Annotated in this window: 20 protein-coding genes and 1 pseudogene; 17 read left to right on the forward strand and 4 right to left on the reverse strand. The window is 35.8% G+C overall.

Annotated features, from left to right (window positions below):
* Window positions 1–165 precede the first annotated feature (165 nt).
* Entirely contained in the window at window positions 166–2,535 is a 2,370-nt protein-coding gene (locus ASG31_RS14265) for an outer membrane beta-barrel family protein (RefSeq protein WP_056034062.1), read from the reverse strand.
* 64 nt (window positions 2,536–2,599) lie between these two features.
* The gene (locus tag ASG31_RS14270; protein ID WP_056034066.1) at window positions 2,600–3,346 is read right to left on the reverse strand and encodes a hypothetical protein; all 747 of its coding nucleotides are present in this window, start codon (window positions 3,344–3,346) and stop codon (window positions 2,600–2,602) included.
* Between the two features lie 319 nt (window positions 3,347–3,665).
* Between ASG31_RS14270 and ASG31_RS14280 the strand changes: the two genes are divergently transcribed.
* The 16 genes and pseudogenes from ASG31_RS14280 (at window position 3,666) to ASG31_RS14355 (ending at window position 19,531) form a co-directional block, all read left to right on the forward strand.
* Window positions 3,666–5,330 (forward strand): GLPGLI family protein, encoded by a 1,665-nt coding sequence (locus ASG31_RS14280; protein ID WP_056034072.1) that lies wholly within the window; start codon window positions 3,666–3,668, stop codon window positions 5,328–5,330.
* A 324-nt stretch (window positions 5,331–5,654) separates the two neighbouring features.
* Complete coding sequence (gene asnB / locus ASG31_RS14285; protein WP_056034076.1) at window positions 5,655–7,325, forward strand: asparagine synthase B; 1,671 nt, start codon at window positions 5,655–5,657, stop codon at window positions 7,323–7,325.
* Window positions 7,326–7,421: 96 nt separating this feature from the next.
* The gene (locus ASG31_RS14290) at window positions 7,422–8,297 is read left to right on the forward strand and encodes a carbon-nitrogen hydrolase (RefSeq protein WP_056034081.1); all 876 of its coding nucleotides are present in this window, start codon (window positions 7,422–7,424) and stop codon (window positions 8,295–8,297) included.
* 71 nt (window positions 8,298–8,368) lie between these two features.
* Window positions 8,369–8,728 (forward strand): annotated as a pseudogene (locus ASG31_RS14295) (four helix bundle protein).
* Window positions 8,721–9,830: an agmatine/peptidylarginine deiminase gene (locus tag ASG31_RS14300; RefSeq protein WP_056034084.1), complete on the forward strand. Its 1,110-nt coding sequence runs from the start codon at window positions 8,721–8,723 to the stop codon at window positions 9,828–9,830. The pseudogene ASG31_RS14295 and the gene ASG31_RS14300 overlap by 8 nt, the downstream one beginning before the upstream one ends.
* A 167-nt stretch (window positions 9,831–9,997) precedes the next feature.
* A complete protein-coding gene (locus ASG31_RS14305) occupies window positions 9,998–10,813 on the forward strand; it encodes a hypothetical protein (RefSeq protein WP_056034088.1) in 816 nt (271 codons plus the stop codon).
* Window positions 10,814–10,902: 89 nt separating this feature from the next.
* Window positions 10,903–12,306, forward strand: a complete 1,404-nt coding sequence (locus tag ASG31_RS14310; protein WP_056034091.1) for an MFS transporter — start codon at window positions 10,903–10,905, stop codon at window positions 12,304–12,306.
* An 84-nt stretch (window positions 12,307–12,390) separates the two neighbouring features.
* Window positions 12,391–12,708, forward strand: coding sequence for a GNAT family N-acetyltransferase (locus ASG31_RS14315; RefSeq protein ID WP_056034094.1), 318 nt, complete (start codon window positions 12,391–12,393; stop codon window positions 12,706–12,708).
* Window positions 12,709–12,808: 100 nt separating this feature from the next.
* The gene (locus tag ASG31_RS14320) at window positions 12,809–13,708 is read left to right on the forward strand and encodes a pirin family protein (protein ID WP_056034728.1); all 900 of its coding nucleotides are present in this window, start codon (window positions 12,809–12,811) and stop codon (window positions 13,706–13,708) included.
* A gap of 89 nt (window positions 13,709–13,797) precedes the next feature.
* Window positions 13,798–14,328 carry an NADPH-dependent FMN reductase gene (locus tag ASG31_RS14325; RefSeq protein ID WP_056034097.1) on the forward strand — a complete coding sequence of 177 codons (531 nt, stop codon included), beginning with the start codon at window positions 13,798–13,800 and terminating at the stop codon, window positions 14,326–14,328.
* Window positions 14,329–14,585: 257 nt separating this feature from the next.
* Window positions 14,586–14,984 (forward strand): OsmC family protein, encoded by a 399-nt coding sequence (locus ASG31_RS14330; RefSeq protein WP_056034100.1) that lies wholly within the window; start codon window positions 14,586–14,588, stop codon window positions 14,982–14,984.
* Window position 14,985: 1 nt separating this feature from the next.
* The gene (locus tag ASG31_RS14335; protein ID WP_185113220.1) at window positions 14,986–15,267 is read left to right on the forward strand and encodes a GNAT family N-acetyltransferase; all 282 of its coding nucleotides are present in this window, start codon (window positions 14,986–14,988) and stop codon (window positions 15,265–15,267) included.
* 360 nt (window positions 15,268–15,627) lie between these two features.
* The gene (locus tag ASG31_RS14340; RefSeq protein ID WP_056034101.1) at window positions 15,628–17,202 is read left to right on the forward strand and encodes a sodium:solute symporter; all 1,575 of its coding nucleotides are present in this window, start codon (window positions 15,628–15,630) and stop codon (window positions 17,200–17,202) included.
* A gap of 2 nt (window positions 17,203–17,204) precedes the next feature.
* Entirely contained in the window at window positions 17,205–17,540 is a 336-nt protein-coding gene (locus ASG31_RS14345) for a hypothetical protein (RefSeq protein WP_056034104.1), read from the forward strand.
* A 107-nt stretch (window positions 17,541–17,647) separates the two neighbouring features.
* The gene (locus ASG31_RS14350) at window positions 17,648–18,499 is read left to right on the forward strand and encodes a transketolase (protein ID WP_056034107.1); all 852 of its coding nucleotides are present in this window, start codon (window positions 17,648–17,650) and stop codon (window positions 18,497–18,499) included.
* An 87-nt stretch (window positions 18,500–18,586) separates the two neighbouring features.
* Complete coding sequence (locus ASG31_RS14355) at window positions 18,587–19,531, forward strand: transketolase family protein (RefSeq protein ID WP_056034111.1); 945 nt, start codon at window positions 18,587–18,589, stop codon at window positions 19,529–19,531.
* A gap of 66 nt (window positions 19,532–19,597) precedes the next feature.
* Here ASG31_RS14355 and ASG31_RS14360 read toward each other — a convergent pair whose 3' ends face one another.
* On the reverse strand, window positions 19,598–20,014 hold the full coding sequence (locus tag ASG31_RS14360) for a DUF2147 domain-containing protein (RefSeq protein WP_056034112.1): 417 nt from the start codon (window positions 20,012–20,014) through the stop codon (window positions 19,598–19,600).
* A gap of 145 nt (window positions 20,015–20,159) precedes the next feature.
* Complete coding sequence (locus ASG31_RS14365) at window positions 20,160–22,088, reverse strand: LTA synthase family protein (RefSeq protein ID WP_056034115.1); 1,929 nt, start codon at window positions 22,086–22,088, stop codon at window positions 20,160–20,162.
* A gap of 159 nt (window positions 22,089–22,247) precedes the next feature.
* Here ASG31_RS14365 and ASG31_RS14370 point away from each other — a divergent pair, with 159 nt between their 5' ends.
* Window positions 22,248–23,000 carry a CDP-alcohol phosphatidyltransferase family protein gene (locus tag ASG31_RS14370; protein WP_056034118.1) on the forward strand — a complete coding sequence of 251 codons (753 nt, stop codon included), beginning with the start codon at window positions 22,248–22,250 and terminating at the stop codon, window positions 22,998–23,000.
* Window position 23,001 lies beyond the last annotated feature (1 nt).

Raw genomic sequence — 23,001 nt, forward strand, 5'->3', positions numbered from 1 at the left:
ACTATAAGGAAACAGCACTAACTGATTTTGATTATAATGCTTAAAATTCATAAACAACTGTCTGATTATCAGATATAAATATACGAAATCCTGCAATAATTACCAAAAAAAACCGCCTCAGTTGTGAGACGGATTCTCTTCTTGTTTTAAACATAAACCAAATTCTTATTTGGCTCTGTTCTGATCCTCAAATTTCAATTCTTTCGTAGCACCTTTCACATCGTTATTTCCGAATTTATACGTTACAGACAAGCTTAAATTCCGGCTGATTCCTTTAAAATAATATTGTGTACTGAAATCCTGATAAAATTCTGTTCCTTTTTCTCTTTCTGTATTTAAAACATCATTCATCAAGAGATTCATGGTGAGTTTTTTATCCATTAAATTTAATTTTAAACCTGAATACACCGATGCAACACCTTTGAAAGACGTATTTCCTTCTTTGTAAGGGATATTTCCCCACGCACCAAGCATGAACGAAACAGTTTTGGATTTATTCAGAAAAAAAGTATTGTCAAAGTTAAAATCAGATCCATAGCTACCAGGCATCTGAACCGCATCTTCCACAAATGTTTTTGAAGTTACGTAATAGGCATTTACAAAAATATTAGACTCAAGCCAGCTTTTCTTGGTGTAATTATAACTTAAACTTATTCCGGTTTGGTTTTGATTATAGAAATTGAAGATGATGGTGTACTTCATACCGTTATCAATTCTTTGCAGTCTGTCCCAGTCATTTTTGCTGTAGTTATGGAAAGCTGTGAGGGTAAAATTATTCTTTAAAACATAGCTGAATTCCACGTTATCTGTAAATGACGGTCTTAAAAGAGGGTTTCCACTTGAATATTCAAAAGCTGAACTGATGTATCGGAAAGGATTTAAATCTCTGAACGAAGGTCTGTTAATTCTCTTGGAATAATTGATCGAGAAAGCATTATTTTCATTCGGTTTATAGCTGATGTAAGCCGTCGGGAAAAATTTTCCGTAATTATTTTTGGTGGTTAAATTTTCATTGGGCGAAATCCCTGTAAGCTCTGTAAATTCATATCTCAAACCTGCTTTGGCACTCCATTTATCCGAAATTTCATAGTTCCCTGAAATATAGACTGCGTAATTATTTTCGGCATAGAAAAAATTATTGCTTTGATTGAAATTCATGGTCGGAATTCCGTTATTCAAATCGTAATAATTAAAGTAAGAATCATTTTTAATTTTGGTAAATTTTAAGCCGGATTCTGTTTTAAATTTCGTGAAGTTTTTCTCTAAATCTGCCTGTCCGGAATATATCCGGTACTGATTGATTGGATTGATGTAAGTAGAAATCAACTGATCGGTTTGCGTATTGTAATAATCGTCTGCATTGGCATTATTTGAAATTAAATTCCCGGAAACACTAAGCTTACTGCCCAAACTGTCTATTATAACATCATAAAACAGGGTCGCATAATGATTATTTCTGTGATTAAAAGCCAGCGCATCTGAAGTAAAAGCCCTTTCACCCTCTTTATCTTTTATAGCGGAAGTATTCTTCACAGTCTCAACGGGATTGGCAAAAAAATAATTGTAGCTCCCGCCAATCGTGCTTTTGTCTGATAATTTATATTCCAGTTTCAGGTTGGTGCTTTTGTTGCGGAGATTATTAAAAAAATAGCTGTCTGTGTTCCAATAGCTGTCATTTCCGGAGCTGTATTCATATCCTTTCATTCGCCAGTAGAAATTTCCGTCGGTGAAACCTGCAGATGCAGAGAGTTTTTTGCCCTGATAATTCACGGTCGCCCCATATCTTGTAGAAACCGAAGGTACATTCCAGTACAGATTTTTCAGACTTGACTGTAGCGAAACATTCCATCCTAAACCCGTATTTTTTTTAAGAACAATATTAATCAGACCGCTTTTTCCCTGAGCTTCATATTTTGCTGGCGGCGTTGTGATGACTTCAATTTTCTGAATATCATCAGACCTTAGATTTTTAAGATAATTAATGAGTTCTTCCCCGGAAATATTGAGCAAACGGTCATTCACCATCACTGCTACTCCACTTTTTCCTGCGATACTGATGCTTTTGTCGGTGGCGCGAAGCATTGGCGTTTTTGCTAAAGCTTCCACCGCATCCAAACCTTGTGAGGCGATTGAATTTTCTACATTGAAGACCAGTCTGTCTACTCTTCTTTCAATGACTTTCTTTTTTGCGGTCACCACTACACCTTCAATCTTCTTCTCCTGAATTGCAGATTTGTTCTGATTGTTATCAATTTCAAAATTCTTAAAAATATCATCTTCAATTTTTAAAATTTCGAAAAGAACAAGCTCGCCATCATTAAAAATTTCGAAATTATAATCGCCTTTTTCTTTTACCTCTATTTTAAAATATCCCTTTTCATCTGTAATCGCAGTAAATCTCTGCTGATTTTTTTTGAGAAGAATTTCGGCATAAGCACCTGGTTTTTTGTCTTTTAAAACAATTGTCCCCTCAACAGTTTGTGAAAAAATAAACGATGCGCAAAGCATCATCAACAGTACAAAAAATCGCTGCATTAAATTTGAGTTTGAAAGTAAGACAACAGTATACTGAGTTTTATTACATTGATTTTAAAATCTTTTAATCTATTCTTTGCAGTGTCTTTTTGTAGATATCGTAGATAAAAAGATTATCTCGGTTGTAAATAATTATTTTGCTATTTATTTTTTCGAGTGAAATGACAAACGGATAAAAATTACTATTACCATCAATCTCAATGCTATTCGCTTTATTATTTTCATTTCCATCAAAAAAACTAAAAAAATTTTCATTTATGAAGACAACGAAAAAATTATAAGAATCAGATTGAATATAATATTTAAAGTCTCTCACTCTCAATTCATCTTTCCATAGATCTTTGTAAACATTTTCAGGTTTGAACCTTTCTAAATTCATTTTAAAAGTAAATTCGTTATTTACCCACGAAATTAATTGATCATCATCTTTAAAAAGCAAAAGGTCATGTTGTATTAATTCTTTTACTAAAGAAGATTCTTTTGATATTATTTCTGTAATAAGCTTTGGAGGGTTCGCTGATATTGAAATTTTAACTTCATCATCAAAATAGTAATCTGTTTTAATTAAATATCTTTTTAGCCGATTTTTATTTTTAATAGCAAATTCAATAAGTTTAAGTACATTTTCAACATCAACTTTTGAACTCAATATTCTTACTGCAATTCCATTTCCACCCGTCAATTTTGTGTAATTATTATTTAGCTTTAAGAATTTACAATTAACATCATTCTTTTCAATTATATAAATATCATTTTTGTTAGGATATAAAAATGTCTTTCTTTCAAGCATGATCGTATCTTGAAAACCCATTTTTTCTTACAATTTTCTTGTTAGTTCACCCAAAATCTTCATTTTAAGTTCTTCAGCCGAAACAATTCTCTCACCAAAATTAAACTCAGAGATGTACAGTGTTTTTACATTTCCATAATTTTTAATTATAACTTTATCCTTATGTGCTGAAAAAGAGTTTGAGAAAATCAGTAAAATAATCAAGCAATAAATTGACTTCATGTATTTAGTTTAATTTTAAAACGAAACTTTAGATTTTATATTTTAAAAAGTAAATCTACTGAAGCAAATTGAAATTTTAAGACTTAAAAATTATCTTTGTAAAAACCATCAGTACATCATGCAAAAATCAATTTTCTTATTCTGTTTTTTAGTTTTATCCATTTTCAATCAGGCTCAGATTTATGAGATTGAGTACGAAAGTTCCTACAACGGAAAAGTACAGTCTGATCAGCCCAAAACGATAGCGTGGGTAAGTGAAACCGAAAATTATATTTTAAACACCAATATTAAAAATCAAAAGACGGAATTTCCTTTTGAAATAAGTAAAATCGAAAAACCCAACAACACGATTGTTTCTTACGGATTTTTAAACTCAAATAAAATCGTTTCAACTTCAGATTCTGAATCTGTTTCCAAACAGGAATTTGAAATGACTTCAGAAAGTAAAAAAATTCTTGGTTACAACTGCAGAAAAGCTGTCACAAAAATCAATTCAAACACCATCGAAGTCTGGTATACGAACGATTTAAAACTGAAAGGCGGGCCATCAAGTTTGGGACAAAATTTAGGATTGGTTCTTCAAATTGAAAGAAACGGGAATTCAGCAACAACCGCTGTTTCCGTGAAAAAAATAAAGAAAACAGGCATCGAAAAAATCATCAGTAAAGACCCTTCAAAAACCGACCTTTTGAGTTACAGAGATTTACTGTGGAGAAGCCGATTTACCACAATCAAAGTTTTTGAAAATGAAATAATCAATTTTTCCGAAGAATCAAAATCCAACGATAGTATAAAAAGATTTGCCAATGGAACGATTATTTTAAAGAAAGTAAAGTTCCCTAAAATTTCCGAAGGAGAAAACATCTTTGTGGAAGTAAAACAACAGTCCAACGGCGATGCTTATGACAGAACCGGAACGGTCTTCTACATTCCTGAAGATAAAAAGCAAAGTTTTTTCGACGGGCTTCAAAATGGTGTAAAAACGCTTCCGCTTTTCGAAAATGGTAACGGGAAACAGTATTACGGTGTAACAGCGACAGAAAATTATCTTCCGGCAGTTGAAATGATGCGCTTTTTCACTTCTTTCGGGATTAATAAATTTAACCACATTCAATTGAAAGATAAGGTTTGGCAAACAGTAAGCCCATTTCGTCAGGATATCACTGAGTTAAAACCTGCACTTTCCGAAAAAGAAATCTGGGTAGGAACTTTCATCGGAAATTACGACAAAGGTGGTCATAAAGTGAGTTTAGACGTTACGATTCACAAAAGTTCGCAGCAGGTTCACAAAAACAATGTTGTGATTCCTGTTTTCAGCACAATCAACATTATGGAAATGGCAGGTCAGGATTATGCGACAATGTTCAGCAGCGAAAAAGGTCTTGAAATGGAATTCACCCTTGATAGAGAAATTAAAAATATTACCATGCGATACATAGCAACCGGACACGGCGGCTGGGAAAACGGCGACGAATTTCTACCTAAAACAAACACAATTTTGGTAGATGGAAAACAGATTTTCTCATTCACTCCCTGGAGGTCAGAATGTGGTTCTTACAGACTTTTCAATCCCGCTTCAGGTAATTTTGCTGATGGACTTTCTTCTTCAGATTTGAGTCGCTCAAACTGGTGCCCTGGAACTGTTACCAATCCTCAGTTTATAGAAATAGGAAATTTAAAAGCCGGGAAACACCGCATTCACGTGAAGATTCCTCAGGGTGCTTCAGAAGGAAGCAGTTTCAGCGCATGGAATGTTTCAGCTGTTCTTTTGGGTAAGGGCTAAAAAAAACAAAACCTCCTTGCAATTGACTTGCAAGAAGGTAAAAACACAAATGATGAAAAAAAATTATTTCGGTTCAAAGTACGGGATTTTTTTTCATATCACCAATACCCAATTACCATTATTTTTTAAAAATTATAAAATTTTCCGCAATTTTTTATTTCCAATGTTTCAAAATGAAAAATTTTAACCAAATCCAAAAATTTTACCTTATAAAATTAATTTAATTAATTGAAATATTTTATTTGGTTTAAAATATTAATCAATTTAAAAAATAACTTGATAAAAATTAATTATAATCATAATTTTGTTTCAAAATAATAAAATATGTGCGGAATCGTATGCCTGTTTGACGCAAAACAGAACACAGAAATCCTGAGACCACAGGTTTTGGAGATGTCAAAAAAAATTCGTCACCGTGGTCCGGACTGGAGCGGTGTTTTTCAAAGCGAAAAAGTAGTTTTCTCTCATGAAAGATTGGCAATCGTAGATCCTACCTCAGGAAAACAACCTTTATTTTCAAAAGACAGAAATATTGTTTTGGCAGTAAACGGAGAAATTTATAATCACAGAGAACTGAAAACCGAATTTCCAGATTACGAGTTTCAAACTGAATCAGATTGCGAAGTCATAATCGCTTTATACGAAAAATACGGCAAAGATTTCATCGAAAAACTGAATGGAATTTTCGCCTTCTCTTTATATGACATCAAAAACGACGTTTACCTCATCGCCAGAGATCACATGGGAATTTGCCCACTATATCAGGGCTGGGATAAAAACGGAAACTATTACGTAGCTTCCGAACTCAAAGCTTTGGAAGGTGTCTGCAAAACCATCGAAACTTTTTTGCCGGGTCATTATGTTTTTAGTCTTGAAGGTTCAGAACTTCAACAATGGTACACAAGAGACTGGGTAGATTTTGATGCAGTAAAAGATAATGAGACAGATATTGCCGCCATCAGAAAAAGCCTTGAAGAGGCGGTGCACAGACAATTGATGAGTGATGTTCCGTACGGTGTTTTGCTTTCAGGAGGTTTGGATTCATCCATCATTTCAGCTGTTACGGCAAAATATGCAAGACAGAGAGTCGAAAGCGGAGACACTCAGGAAGCGTGGTACCCGAGACTTCACAGTTTTGCGGTTGGGCTAGTTGGTTCTCCAGATCTTGAAGCTGCCAGAAAAGCTGCAGACCACATCGGAAGTGTGCATCACGAAGTTCATTTTACTGTTCAGGAAGGAATTGATGCTGTGAGAGACGTTATTTATCATCTGGAAACGTACGACGTAACAACCATCCGAGCTTCTACCCCAATGTACTTGCTTGCAAGAGTGATTAAATCAATGGGAATAAAAATGGTTTTATCTGGTGAAGGATCTGATGAATTATTCGGTGGATATTTATACTTTCATAAAGCTCCGAATGCAAAAGAATTTCATGATGAAACTGTAAGAAAACTTAATAAACTTCATTTGTATGATTGTTTGAGAGCCAATAAAGCTTTGATGAGCTGGGGAATTGAAGGAAGAGTTCCGTTTTTGGACAAGGAATTTATGGATGTTGCCATGAATGTAAATCCGGCAGATAAAATGATTAAAAAATCTGAAGGAAAGATTGAAAAATGGGTTTTAAGAAAAGCCTTCGAAGATCTTCTACCAGAATCTATCGCATGGAGACAGAAAGAACAGTTCTCAGATGGTGTAGGTTATTCGTGGATTGATAATTTAAAAGAAATCGCTGAGAAATATGTTTCAGATGAGATGATGACCAATGCGAAATTCAGATTTCCTTTAAATACTCCTCAAAACAAAGAAGAATACCGTTACAGAACCATTTTTGAAGAACATTTCCCGAGCGAAACAGCAGCAGCAACTGTTCCGTCCGTTCCTTCAGTGGCTTGCTCCACTCCTATCGCTTTGGAATGGGATGAAGCATTCAAAAAGATGAATGATCCGAGCGGAAGAGCAGTCATTTCGGTGCACGATGATTCTTACTAAAATTTAACAATTAAATAATTGATTTCCCGTGAATTTTCTTTGCGGGATTTTTTTATTCTGTTTTTTAAACCTTAATTTTGTAAAAAAAAGAACCCAATGTCTAAAGTAAAAGTAGGAACTGTACAAATGTCTTGCGTTGCAGACAAGCAGACCAACCTCAATAAAGCCATAGAAAAAGTACGTGAAGCAGCAGCAAAAGGTGCTCAGATCGTTTGTCTGCAAGAATTATTTACTTCATTATATTTCTGCGATGTAGAAGATTACGATAATTTTGATTTGGCAGAAGCCATTCCCGGGCCTTCAACCGAAGCACTTTCACCACTTGCAAAAGAATTGGGTGTTGTCATCATCGCATCATTATTCGAAAAGAGAACGCACGGTTTATACCACAACACTACTGCTATCATTGATGCAGACGGAACTTATCTTGGTAAATACCGGAAAATGCATATTCCTGATGATCCTGCTTTTTACGAAAAGTTTTATTTCACGCCGGGAGATTTAGGATACAAAGTTTTCCAGACTAAATTTGCCAAAATTGGTGTTTTGATTTGCTGGGATCAGTGGTATCCGGAAGCGTCAAGAATTACTGCTTTGATGGGAGCTGAAATCATGTTCTACCCTACCGCAATCGGCTGGGCAACAGATCAGGATGAAGAAACCAATGCAGACCAATACAATTCATGGCAGACGATTCAGCGCTCGCATTCAGTTGCCAATGGCGTTCCTGTTGTTTCTGTGAATAGAGTTGGTTTCGAGCAGGATGGCGCAATGAAATTCTGGGGCGGAAGTTTCGTCACCAACGCGCAGGGTAAACTTTTGTATTTAGGTTCGCACGATAACGAAGAAGTGGAAGTAACAGAAGTTGATCTTTCGCAAACCGATTACATCCGCAAGCACTGGCCTTTTTTAAGAGACAGAAGAATCGACAGTTATCAGCCAATTACCAAAAGATTTATTGACGAAGCTTAAAGTCTGATGACAGAGGTCTGAGGTCGGAAGCCTGACGATTTTTATAAATTAATTTTATTTAATTATAAATAATGGCATTTAAATTCAAACAGTTAAGAGTTTGGCAAAAATCCTTGGAATTAACTTATCTGGTAGACTTTACCACTAAACTTTTTCCTAAAGATGAGCTTTTTATTTTAACTTCTCAGATTAAAAGAGCAGCCGACTCTGTTTCATTAAATATTGCTGAAGGCTCCACAGGTTAATCAAATAAAGAATTTGTAAAATTTCTAAGATATGCGGTACGTTCAAATATTGAAGTTGTAGGCTGCATATTTATAGCTCGCAAGAGAAATATGATTTCTGATGAAAATTTCAGTAAAATATATAATTTGAGTGAAGAAATTTTAGCCATGATCTCAGCACTCATTAAAAGATTAGAAAATGAATAACGAAAATAGTAACAACAGCCCTAAATGCTCAGACTTCGGACCTCGGTCTTCGGACTTTAAGACAAATACTCCAAAACAACTCGGCTACAGATTCCCTGCAGAATGGGAGCCGCATGAAGCAACCTGGCTGAGCTGGCCTCACAAGGAAGAATCGTGGCCCGGAAAACTGGAAGAAATTTATCCTAAATATTCTGAATTTATCAAGATTCTTTCTCAGGACGAGTTTGTGAGAATTAATGTGAAAGATGATGAAATGCAGAAATTTGCGATGGATTGCGTCATGCAGGCCGGTGCAAATATCGAAAACATTGAGTTTTATCAGAACGAAACCAACGATGCGTGGTGCAGAGATCACGGTCCTGCCTTTCTGGTCAATCCAAATTCAGAAGAGCAAAAAGTGATTGTTGACTGGGGCTACAATGCCTGGGGAAACAAATATCCACCCTTTGATCTTGATGATGTGATTCCGACCAAAATCGGAGCAGAATTTGACATTCCGGTTTTTCATCCGGGAATTGTGATGGAAGGCGGAAGTGTGGAATTTAATGGAAAAGGAACTATTCTGACTTCAAAATCATGTCTTTTAAATAAAAACCGAAACCCTCATCTTTCTCAGGAAGAGATTGAAGAATATCTGAAAAACTATTACGGACAGGAACAGATTCTTTGGGTAGAAGACGGAATTGTAGGCGACGACACCGACGGTCACATCGATGACACCATCAGATTTGTGAACGAAAACACTGTTCTTACCGTTGTAGAAGACAATACTGAAGATGATAATTATGAAATTCTTCAAACCAACCTCCGTCAGCTTAAAGAAATGAAGCTTCTGGACGGAACTCCTTTAAATATCATTGAACTTCCAATGCCGGATCCCGTAATTTGGGAAGATCAGAGACTGCCCGCTTCTTACGCCAATTTTTATATTTCAAATCATCATGTGATTGTTCCTACGTACCGTTGCGATAAAGATCCTGTGGCTTTGGAGATTATTCAAAAATGTTTTCCGGAAAGAAAAGTTGTGGGAATTGATTCTACAGAGATTATTTGGGGTCTGGGAAGCTTTCATTGTTTGAGCCAGCAGGAGCCTGCAGTGTAATTTGTTTTAAATTTTGCTTAAAATATTTCAGTTTATATTCTTTATAAAGTTTTTTTGAATGAAATGAAGAATATTTTGATAATTTAACTAAATATTAAACTTATTATCTAATAAATAATTATATTTGAAAAGTTAAAAAATATTTATATCTATAATCTGTGTTTGTAATGAAAAGAAAAGTAAGTGTTTTGTTTGCTTTGTTGGCTGTGGGTATGGCTTTCGGACAGGGTAAATTTGGAAAATTCCTGAACTCAAAGAAACTCGCTCTCCAGTATAAAACTGTAAAAGATAAGGAAAAAGAAGACTATTATCAGCAATATTACTGGCTGGTAAAGGCAGAGCAGCTTAAAACTTATCCTCACCTTAAAGACGTTAAACCAGTGGTTTTATACGAATTCGTAAAAAAGGTTAACCCTCAGAATCCTACCAAAAAAATTGATGAGCAGGGGAAAGAAATCAGAGATAAAGCAGAACTTTCTTTGGATCAGTATTTCAAAAACAAAAACTTTACAAACAATCAGGTTTTACTTCTCAACCTTGAAACCTATGTAGACCCTTCAAAAGGCGCATACTGGACAAAAGTTGATCCCGAAAAAATCAAAGAACTTGTTCCTAAAGAATTCTTCGGATTTGCTTCTCTTAACAGAATGACTGGTGAAGAAAAAAACTATTATCTGTGGATTGACAAGAAAAAAGACGACTTCAAAATTGTAGATATTATTCCTGCTGAGAAAAGCAACAAACAGTTTTACGCATCTGTAAAACAATATCTTCCGAAGTATAAATTTGAAACCAAATATATGCCGACGATGAAAAAAGGAACAAAATCTGATAAAACAGATAAAGATTTCTATTATATTATGCCGTTTGAGCAGAATAAAGATAATATCGAGTACAAAACCGATGACTTCGAAAACTACACACTGAGCCAGGTAAAAAGAGAAGGCGAAGACTGGATAGGCGTTGAAAAGGTCAGAAAATAAAATTTGAAAGTCCTGTGAGAAATCACAGGACTTTTTGCATCTGAAAAAGTGGATGGTTTTAAAATTGCATCTCTCATTATTTTTAAAATATGCCGACAACAACCTCAACCCGCCAAACCGTAAAAAAAGTTCTTCCTTTAATTTTAGCAACTGCGATTTTTATGCAGATGCTGGATTCTACAATTCTCAACACGTCATTACCCTCCATTGCAAGAGACCTGGGAGAATCTCCGCTGAATATGCAGAATGCGATTATCAGTTATGTTCTCACACTGGCAGTTTTCATGCCTGCAAGCGGATTTTTGGCAGACCGTTTTGGGACAAGAAGAGTTTTTATTTTTGCTTTGGTTCTTTTCAGTTTGGGTTCAGTTTTTTGTGCTTTGTCGCAGAATCTGACGCATTTGGTGATTTCAAGAGTGATTCAGGGTGTTGGAGGAAGCTTGATGACACCCGTAGGAAAACTGGCTTTAATAAAAACTTTCAATAGAAATGAATTGCTTAAAGCCATGAATTTTGCGATTGTTCCTGCATTAATCGGTCCGGTTTTAGGCCCGTTGGTAGGAGGTTATATGGTAGATTACCTTTCCTGGCACTGGATCTTTCTCATCAACATTCCGATAGGAGTTTTAGGAATTGTTTTAGGATTAAAATATATGCCGAATTACAATTCAAGAGATACCGATTTTGATTTAAAAGGTTTCATGATTTTTGCCGCAGCCTCTCTCCTGCTTTCCATTTCTCTGGAACTGTTTGGGGATATTCAAAATATTACTCCTGTTTTACTGGTTTTCATTCTCGGATTTTTATTTTTATACTATTACTACCGCCATGCAAAACGCGGAAACAATCCTATTTTTCCTTTAAGCCTGTTTCAGGTCCGGACTTTCCGAGTTGGAATTATTGGAAATCTTGCCACAAGACTGGGAATCTCATCCGTTCCGCTTCTGCTTCCTTTAATGATTCAGATTGCATACGGACAGTCGGCGGTTATTTCCGGCTGGATCATTGCTCCGATGGCTCTCACAGCGATGTTTGGTAAATCTTCTGTCATCCGGGTTTTAAATAAATTCGGTTATAAAAGAACGTTGATGGTCAATACGTTTATTATAGGAGTGTTAATCTGCTTACTTGCTATTCCGGATATTCACGATTCTATATTCTGGTTTGTTCCCGTGATTGCTATTTTAGGATTTTTCAACTCGATACAGTTTACATCGATGAATACAATTTCCATCGCAGATTTACGGAATTTCCAGACCAGCAGCGGGAATTCTTTAATTTCGGTGAATCAGCAGCTCGCCATCGGGTTCGGAATTGCATTTGGATTAATTGTTTTAAAAATTTACGAAAACAGCCCAGAGCTCATCCGTCATGAAACGCACAACGCTTTCCGCTACACTTTCCTTACTGTAGGGGCTTTAACAATTCTCTCAAGTTTGGTTTTCAGAAGACTTCACGTTTCCGATGGCAGAAATATGAATTCGAAAGAATAAAATAAAATTAATTTAAAACTTATCACACATCAACGTAAGATTTCTGTTCTATTCTTAGATTTGTTTTAATCAAAAAATAAGATTATGAAAGCAGAATTTGAAAACATTCCTTTAAATAAAAACGAAGACAAAAAGAGATTTGAAATAGAATATAACAGTCACTTCGCTTTTATAGAATACAAAGAAACCCGGCAGCAGATTGCATTAATCCACACGGAAGCCGAGCCGGAACTCGCGGGAACGGGAGCTGCTGCGGCAGTGGTTGAAAAAACTTTGATGTATATTGAGGAAAGCGGTAAAAAATTACTTCCCTTCTGCCCTTACGTTTTTGCATTTATCAAAAAAAATAACAGCTGGAAACGTATAGTGGATGAGCGTTTTGAAAGTTACGACAAGCTTTAAATTCTGAATAGGAAGAGATACCGTTTGTCATTTATTTTTAAAAATCACTATATTTATTTTTGAAATCTCAATTAAACTAAAACTAAACTCAAAAAATATGATGTCAAATATTGGCCTGATTGTAGAAGAAAGAGCTGCAGATATAGGCAACTTTTTAGTGGGCAGACTTTTGCCTTTCCGTGAAAAAAGAGCCGTAGGACCTTTTGTTTTTATCGATCACATGGGACCTGCCGAGCTTAAAGATTACCAAAACCTTGATGTTCCGCCACATCCGCATATCGGACTTTCCACATTGACTTATCTTTTTGAAGGATCCATTTTTCACCGTGACAGCCTTGGTTCTGCAACTGAAATCAAGCCCGGAGCCGTCAACTGGATGACCGCAGGAAAAGGTGTTGTTCATTCTGAAAGAACTCCCGAATATCTCAGAAATTCCCCGCAATTTCTGCACGGTTTCCAGATCTGGATTGGATTGCCCAAAGAAATGGAAGACACGGAACCTTCATTTTTCCACATCGAAGCAGATGAAATACCATCCTGGACAGAAGGCGATACAGATTACAAGCTGATTGCCGGCGAAGCTTTCGGAAAAAAATCAGCAGTTCCCGTTCACAGTCCTTTGTATTTTGTTGAAATTAAAAGTAAAACTAAACAGAAACTCAATATCGGCCATCATCTTTTCGGTGAAGTTGGAATGTATGTGATGGAAGGCACTGTAAATATCGAGGGTCAGGAATATGGAACGAAACAGCTGCTAATTTCCAAAAATGCTTCGCTCTGTGAATTTGAAATCAATGAAAACACCACGATTTATCTTTTCGGAGGCGAACCATTTGCTGAAGAAAGGCATATTTTCTGGAACTTTGTGCATTCAGACCGCGAAAAAATTGAAGAGGCAAAAGTAAACTGGAATGACCAGAATCACGAGGCTTTCCCTTTAGTTCCGGGAGAAGACAAGGAATTTGTGCCGCTGCCTAAGGCTGTTTTGAATAGAAAGTAAATTGTAATTGCAAGTTTCAATACTTTATAACTGGATATCCAACTTTTACATCGTGATTTAATATTAAACTCTAAACCTTCAACTGTATAATGAAGATATTAGCATTTGCCGGAAGTACATCTTCCACATCCATCAACAGAGAATTGGTGAAATTTGTATTGAAAAGTTTTCCTGATCATGAAATTAATCTGATTGACCTCAATGATTTTAACATGCCTGTTTTCTCCGTTGACCTTGAGAAAAAGGGGTTTCCGGAAGAAGCCCACAATTTTTTAAAGCAAATCGAAGACTGTGATGTGATAATCTGCTCGCTGGCAGAGCACAACCGATCTTACTCAGCAGCATTTAAAAATATTTTTGATTGGGCATCGAGAATTAATGTAAAAGTTTTCCAGAATAAACCGATGCTTTTAATGTCTACATCTCCCGGCGGTTACGGCGGCGGAAATGTGATGAACACTGCAAAAACTTTCTTTCCAAACTTTGGAGCAGAAATCAAAGAAACGTTTTCACTACCTAAATTTTATGAAAACTTTGATTTAGAAAGCGGTGTCATCAATCCTGAAATTCTCAAAGATTTGAATGAAAAAATTGAAAGTTTTAAAACGCAGATTGCTTAAAAAGTTAAAATTTAACCACAAAAGCTTCTTGACACATAAGTCACAAAGTTTTTTTATTAAAATTTCGCGTATATTTTAGAACACATAAGATTGAAAATCGAAGATTTTCCTGTAGAGAATAAACCTTGCGAAATTCTTGTAATCAGCGGAAAATTATCATCATCAATCAATCAATCAATCAATCAATCAATCAATCAATCAATCAATCAATCAATCAATCATCAATAATAATTACCCATAACTCATTACTAATAAACATGGCTGTAACCGTAAAAGCAAGCTTAGGCAAAACAAAATATTACACAGAAGTTGTAGCAGGAGAAAATACCCTGATCACCGACGAACCTATTGATAAAGGCGGACAAAACAAAGGTTTCAATCCTTTTGAAATTCTTGCAACATCCCTAGCAAGCTGTACCGCAGCAACTTTGAGAATGTACATCGACAGAAAAGAATGGAATGTTGAAAACATAGACGTAGAAGTAGAACTGGAAAATTTTCCCTTAACAAAATTGGCTGTTTTTAAAAGAAATGTTAGTTTTGAAGGAAGCGACTTAAATGAAGACCAGCTGAAAAGACTTCATGCAATTGCAGATGCATGCCCCGTCCATAAAATTTTATTAAACGAAATAGAAATTCAAACCAAATTTTCATAATATGATAGACGTAAAACAAAACGACGACAAAAAACACGGAAGCTTTGAAGCTCAAATTGACGGACAAAAAGCCGGATTAATGACTTACACATGGGCAGGAGAAGACCGCTTCATCATCGATCACACGGAGGTGGAAGATGCCTACAACGGAAAAGGCGTAGGAAAGGAAATGCTCCTTAAAGCAGTAGAATTCGCAAGAGAAAACAATAAAAAAATCATTCCCCTCTGCCCGTTTGCAAAAGCCACGTTCCAGAAGAATGAGGATTTGCAGGATGTCTTGTAAAGTGGGGTGATGGATGTTGGGTGATAGATGTTTTTGCCCATAGATCAAAATTATTTTCACAGATGATTAAGAATAAAAATCTGAGAAAATAAAGTTGAGGCCACGAATGCACGAATTTACTTTCTTAATTTCAGTAATTATTCGTGTATTCGTGGCTTTTTTTAAATCTTAACGTAAAAAATCTGTGTAAATCTGTGAAATCTGTGCGAAACTACGCACGATATTCAACATCGTGCGACATTTAAAACATCTGTAAATTTACTAAATCTGCCAGGAATCACAAACAACATCCCGCATCCATCATCGCACATCCCGCAACATCACAAAAAAAACTATATTTGCTGAAATTTAATTGTAAGCATGAATCCGGGAACTGTACTTTTACTCTTTGTATTTGTCTATTTTGTAGGGCTTTTGGTGATTTCCTACTTCACCAGCCGTAACTCTGATAACCAGTCTTTTTTCATCGGTAACAAAAAAAGCAAATGGTGGCTCGTTGCCTTCGGGATGATCGGAACCAGCTTAAGCGGAGTTACTTTCATCTCTGTACCGGGAACGGTCGGAAAAATGACAGGAAGCGAATACGTTTTCGGTGGTTTTGAATATTACATGATGGTGATTGGCTTTTTCATCGGCTATTTTATCGTCGCCGCCATCCTTCTCCCACTCTACTACAAAATGAATCTTACCTCAATATATACTTATTTAGGCAAAAGATTCAATGTTGAAGCACATAAAATCGGTTCCGTATTCTTCATTGTTTCAAGAGCAATTGGGGCAACTGCAAGATTGTATTTAGTGGTAAATGTCTTACAGATTTTCCTGCTTGAAGGCTTAGGAGTTCCGTTTTGGGTAACCGCTTTGGTGCTTTTATTAATGGTGCTTTTATACACTTTTGAAGGCGGAGTAAAAACCATTGTGATTACAGATACTTTGCAGACATCTTTTATGATTATCAGTTTGATTGCCTGTATCGTTTATATTTTATCTAATTTAAACCTTTCATTTGGTGAAGCTTACACCATTTTAGAACAGAAAAATTATACTCATTTCATTAATTTTGATCCCAATTCAAAGACTTTCTTTCTGAAAACTATTCTCGGAGGAATGTTCATTACCATAGCAATGACAGGTTTGGATCAGGAAATGATGCAGAAAAATATCTCCGTAGACAATCTGAAAAATTCCAAAAAAAACATGCTGACGTTCGCAGGAACTTTGCTTTTTGTGAATTTGGCGTTCCTGTTTTTGGGCGGACTGCTCTATCTTTTTGCTTTACAAAATGGCGCGGGATATTCTGAAGTCACAAGCATTGTAGACGGAAAAGAAGTCGTTTCCAACGTATTCGGTTTTAAAGATGCCGCAGGAAATGTGAAAAATATTATGGGCGACGACCTGTTTCCCGCTCTGTCACTCAACGGATATTTCCCGATGACAATTGCAGTGATTTTCATCATCGGTTTGATTTCAGCTTTATTTCCGTCCGCGGATGGCGCTTTAACTGCAGTAACCAGTTCATACTGTGTAGATTTGCTGAATTTGAATGAAGACAAAACCAGAACAGAAAAGCAAAAAAAACATCTCCGTATGAAGATTCACCTAACGTTTACGGTAATTTTCTTTATTTTAATTATGGTTTTCAAGGCAATCAATGAAAAATCAATTGTATATCTCATCATGGAAGTTGCAGGATACACTTACGGACCACTTTTAGGACTTTTCGCCTTCGGAATTTTTACTAAATTTAAAATTTCAAGAAAATATTCTATTCTTGCGGTTACGCTTTTAGCACCGGTTTTAACATACATAATTAATTATTTAGTCACGACCTACATAGATTACAGAATTGGTGTAGAGCTGATTATTTTGAATGGATTACTAACGTTTATGGGGTTGTGGTTGGTGAAGAATAAGAATTATTTGAAAGTGGTTTAATTATGCTAAAAATAATAAAGGGCACAATTGCTCTAGTGATAACATTATCTTGTACAAATCCAGATTGTAATGACGTAAAAAAAGCCTTTTATCCAGAAGAGTATAATTTGATCGTTGTATCGACGAATATTGATCCAACATGGATAAAAGCTAGTGGATACTCTCACACAAAGAATACTTCAGACAATATTATGGTGCATAATAATTGGATTGTTGGCTCAGAAGAAATCGAAGCGGGAGATACAATAAAAAAAGAAAAGGGGCAATTAGTTTTAAGCATACATAAAAAAGATACAATTATAAATCATGATTGGTTTTGTAAAGGAAAGGCTTATTGATAAATACACCAAAATCCGGAACTCAAACTCCGGATTTTTCAATTTCCGTAAGCCGGTAAAAAATTGTAAATTCGCATACAATCAATTCTAATAATAAATCCTAATATATGAGTAAAAGTATTGAAGAGCTGAAATCTCTTACAACACAAATCAGAAGAGACATTTTGAGAATGGTTCACGCTGTAAATTCAGGACATCCCGGTGGAAGTTTAGGCTGTACAGAATACTTCACAGCACTTTACGGGAAAGTTTTGAATTACAAACTTCCTTTCACAATGGAAGGTAAAAATGAAGATCATTTCTATCTTTCAAACGGACATATTTCGCCTGTCTTCTATTCTACTTTAGCCAGATTTGGATTCTTTCCTGTAGAAGAACTGAAAACTTTCAGAAAATTAGATTCAAGATTGCAGGGTCACCCAACTACTCACGAAGGTCTGCCGGGAATCAGAATTGCTTCAGGATCTCTTGGACAGGGACTTTCTGTAGCTTTAGGCGTTGCACAGGGTAAAAAACTGGACGGTGAAGATTCTTTGGTTTACACGCTTCACGGTGACGGAGAATTGCAGGAAGGTCAGGTTTGGGAAGCATTTATGTATGCTGCCGGGAAAAAAGTAGACAATATCATTTCTACCATAGATTACAACGGTCAGCAGATTGACGGAAGTACAGAGAACGTTCTTTCATTAGGAAATCTTCACGCAAAATTAGAAGCATTTGGATGGACAGTTCTGGAAGAGAAAAACGGCAATGATCTGGAAGCGGTAATTGCTATTTTAGAAAAAGCAAAAACAGAAACCGGAAAAGGAAAACCAGTGGTAATCATACTTCATACAATTATGGGTAACGGTGTAGATTACATGATGGGAACTCACGCATGGCACGGTAAAGCTCCAAATGATGAGCAGCTGGATACGGCTTTCAAACAATTATATTTAGAAGCTCCGGCTGATTACTAACATGAATGATCAGTGATAATTGATAAATGATTTTTCACTTGTATCAATTATCAGACATCATTTATCAATCATAAATTTAAACTTCACATGAAATATACATATACAGAAAAAAAAGATACACGTTCAGGATTCGGGGCAGGATTGGCTGAATTGGCAGATAAAAACCCGAATGTTGTAGCCCTCTGTGCAGACCTTATCGGCTCTTTGAAAATGGAAAAATTCATCGAAAAAGCACCTGAAAGATTCTATCAGGTGGGTATTGCTGAAGCAAATATGATGGGTATTGCTGCAGGTTTGAGCATCACAGGTAAAATTCCTTTTACCGGAACTTTTGCCAACTTTTCTACATCAAGAGTATACGACCAGATTCGTCAGTCGATTGCCTATTCAGATAAAAATGTGAAAATCTGTGCTTCTCACGCAGGTCTTACTTTAGGGGAAGACGGAGCTACGCATCAGGTTTTGGAAGACATCGGAATGATGAAAATGCTTCCCGGAATGACGGTAATCAATCCTTGCGACTACAACCAGACCAAAGCAGCGACACTTGCCATTGCAGATCACCACGGTCCGGTTTATTTAAGATTCGGGAGACCTACTGTACCGGTTTTCATTCCTGAAGATATGCCTTTCGAAATCGGAAAAGGTATTCTTTTGCAGGAAGGAACTGATGTAACTATCGTTGCAACAGGTCATTTGGTTTGGGAATCTTTGGTTGCCGCAGATGAGCTTGAGAAAGAAGGAATTTCCTGCGAAGTCATCAATATACACACCATCAAACCTTTAGATGAAGAAATTATCTTAAAATCTGTGGAGAAAACCGGCAAAATTGTTACCGCTGAGGAGCACAATTATATTGGCGGAATGGGAGAATCTATTGCCGGAATGCTGGCAAGAAAAAGACCTACAAGACAGGAATTTGTTGCTGTGAATGACACCTTCGGAGAATCTGCTACACCTGCTGAATTAATGAAAAAATATAAAATCGACGCGGCGGCCGTGAAGGAAGCTGTGAAAAGAATTTTAGCTTAAAAACATTTTTTGAGCACTAAAAAAGGAGGTCATTTTTTGACCTCCTTTTTATGTTATTAAAACTTCTTAGTTCACTTTATGCCAGGTCTGCGTTTTCACAGCAATACCCATAATTAAAGCTTTCACTTTCAAGGTGTTTCCATCTTTTTCTATTTCAGTTTTGTAACTTTTACCATCTTTGGGATTGGTAATCGTTCCGCCTACAAATTCGCCATCTTCTTTCACCAATCCTCTGATAATTTCTAAGCCCAGCAAAGGTTTATTTTTACGGTCGTCTTTACATTTTACACAGTTGTTGTTTTCAGGTTTTATAAGAAGCTGCACCACTTTCCCGTAATACTTGCCGTCACTTTTCTTGAAAATTTCTACAATAGATTTCGGTTTTCCCGTTTCATCATCAATGGTTTTCCACTTCCCTTCTATCTGTGCAAAAGAAAATACTCCTACGAGTGAAAACGCCAATGTAAATAATAATTTTTTCATTTTATAAAGTTTAATTTTATTTATAGATTACTCAATTCTTGATTAGTTAAATGTATAAATTAATTTTAAACAAGCAAACATTTTTGTTATTCAAAGCATAAATAGTAATACTTTACAGAAATTTTATTTTTAAACACCGTTTAAATCAGTTGAGTTTTCTGTTCATTATTCTGTTCATGTAATCCTGATACCATGCTTTCGCAGTGAGTTTTCCTTTTTCTACCTCGGCAGTTTTCAGTTTATCGATTTGGTTGTTTTCAAAACCTAAATCATTTTTAAAATAAACGCCCGTAATATCTTTACCGTCGAATCTGTACATATAATTTCCGTAAATAAACTGCTCAGAACTTCCGTCTGAATTCACAATCAACGGCTGGTATTGTTTTTCACTCAAAAGACTTCTGCCCCAACTTCTGATTTTTTTATTGTAACCCATCAAATCTGCCAAAGTTGGATAGATATCAATCTGCTGCGCTAATTCAGGATTAACACCTTTCAGCTGATAAGCAGGATTCGGAGAATAAAACAGCAGCGGAACAGCAAAACGGTTCATCGCTTTTTCATATTCCGGATAAGCAATCTGATTGGTGTGATCGCCCGTAAACACAAAGATGGTATTGTTAAACCAAGGCTGCTTTCGGGCAGTTTCAAAATACTTTTTAATGGCATAATCGGTGTACTGCATTGGCTCATGCATTTCAATTTTTCCTTTTTTAAATTTGCCCTGATACTTTTCCGGAATTTTAAAAGGATGATGTGAGGAAGCGGTAAAAACGGTCGCCAAAAAAGGTTGTTTTTTGCCTGAATTTTTTGCGAAATACTGTAAAAACGGTTCGTCCCAAATCGCCCACATACCATCAAAATCTTTTGAATTATTGTATTCGTTCAGTCCGTAATAATTTTTAAATCCTAAAATATTTCCAAAACCTAAAAATCCCATCGAACCGTTCGGTGCACCGTGATAGAAGGAAGTTTCATAACCCAAATCATTGCAGACCGAAACAATCGACTGAATTTTCTGGTTAGAATAAGGCGAACTTGTAAAAGCATCCGTCAGACTCGGAATTCCCGCCAGAATACTGCTCATACCGTGAATCGACTGCCGTCCGTTGGCAAAAGTATTCGGAAAAATCAGACTTTCATTTGCCAGACTGTCGATAAACGGCGTATACGAAACGTAATCTTTAATATTTTTATATCTATTAAACGCTCCGGAATATTCCCTTCCAAAAGATTCTACTATGAAAATAATGATATTGGGTTTATCCTGCACCTGCCTTCCATAGGTTTTGTAGGGAAAAATATTGTCGTCAATAAATTTCTCTTCCACAAAATGAACTTCCTTAAAATTATTGCTTCCCAAAGTTCTGAAAAATGAAAAAGTAGAATTCAGAACCAGATTTCCCTGAACTGGAGTTTTGACAAATTTATTGGCATCAACCAGATTAATCGGGCGTGTACTGTGTTTAAAATCGCCTCTGATTCCGCCAACGATTAAGACTGCAGAGAAACACAAAATCAGGACTGACCACAAAAAATAAGGAACTAATTTTACTGGTTTTTGGTATTTAATTTTAAATCTTTTGTAAAGAAAAACCCACAGAATCATCAAAATCACAAACCAGACAATCACAAAAGGATGTTCTTTGCCGGAAGCTGTGAAAACCTTGAGAATATTGGTTTCATGCTGAGCCACCTGAAAAGCCGCAACCGTAAGCCTTGTCTGCGAAAATTTATAGTAAATAAAATCACCGAAATTCATCACATAAGCAATGCCGTTGGTGATAAAATAAAGCCAGAAAAGAAACTTCTGATAACCGCTTTTAGTATTAATAACAATCGGAATGAGGCTTAAAAAAATAAAAAGCATATTCACATACAGAATCGCTGTAAGATCAAACGCAATCCCGTGAAAAGCAAGACTCAGATAGTCTGAAACGCTGTCTACTTTTATTAAATCTTTATTGAAAAACCAAAACAAAAGTCTTGCGATCTGATAAAAAACAAAGGCCAAAAAAATTCTGTAGCACAGCACAAGAATCTCATCCCTTCTGAATTCTTTGAAAAATTTCATGCAATAATATCGTTTAAAAAATCTTCAGCCTGATGTACAATTCTTTATGATGGTCGACCTTCATTTTTACGCTTCAAATTTACGTCAAATTCATATTAATTTAATTTTTAATTCATATTAACCCACGCTGAAAATTTTAAAAAATGTAATTTTGCTGACATGAATTTCATTAAAAACAATCTTGCCAACGCCATAACGCTGGGAAACCTTTTTTCGGGCTGTGTGGGTGCTGTGCATTTGATTTTGGGCGATTACCAGACAACGGCAATCTGCATTATTTTGTCGCTGGTTTTAGACTTTTTCGACGGTTTTGTGGCAAGAGCTTTGAAGGCTAATTCTAATCTCGGAACTCAACTCGATTCTTTGGCGGATATGGTAAGCTTCGGCTTGATTCCAGGACTGGCGATGTTTAAAATGCTGGAGCCTTTCGGCAATGAAGTTTTTGGAATGCAGTTGCCTTTCGCCATTAAATATTTTGGATTTCTGATAACGCTTTTCTCATGTCTAAGGCTCGCAATTTTCAATTTGGATGAAGACCAGAAATATTATTTTAAAGGTTTGAATACGCCGAGTAATACGATTTTGATTTTTGGAATTTATCTTCTCACACAAATTTTATTTTCTAAAAACACATTCATTCCACAGATTATAACCACGGGGGAAATGGATACAATTCATTTTTCTGTTGAAGTTTTGCTCATAATAACAATTATAAGCTCATGGCTTTTAATTTCACCTATCAAAATGATTGCAATGAAATTTAAGTCGATGAAACTGCAGGATAATTATTCAAAACTCGCATTATTAATCGGTGCAATTTTAATTTTAGTTATCTTTCAATTTGTCGGAATTCCATTGGTAATTCTTTATTATATTTTCATTTCTTTAGTATTTCAAAAGCAATTGAAATAGC

Origin of the sequence: Chryseobacterium sp. Leaf404, from assembly GCF_001424145.1 — a bacterium.
Taxonomy (GTDB): domain Bacteria; phylum Bacteroidota; class Bacteroidia; order Flavobacteriales; family Weeksellaceae; genus Chryseobacterium.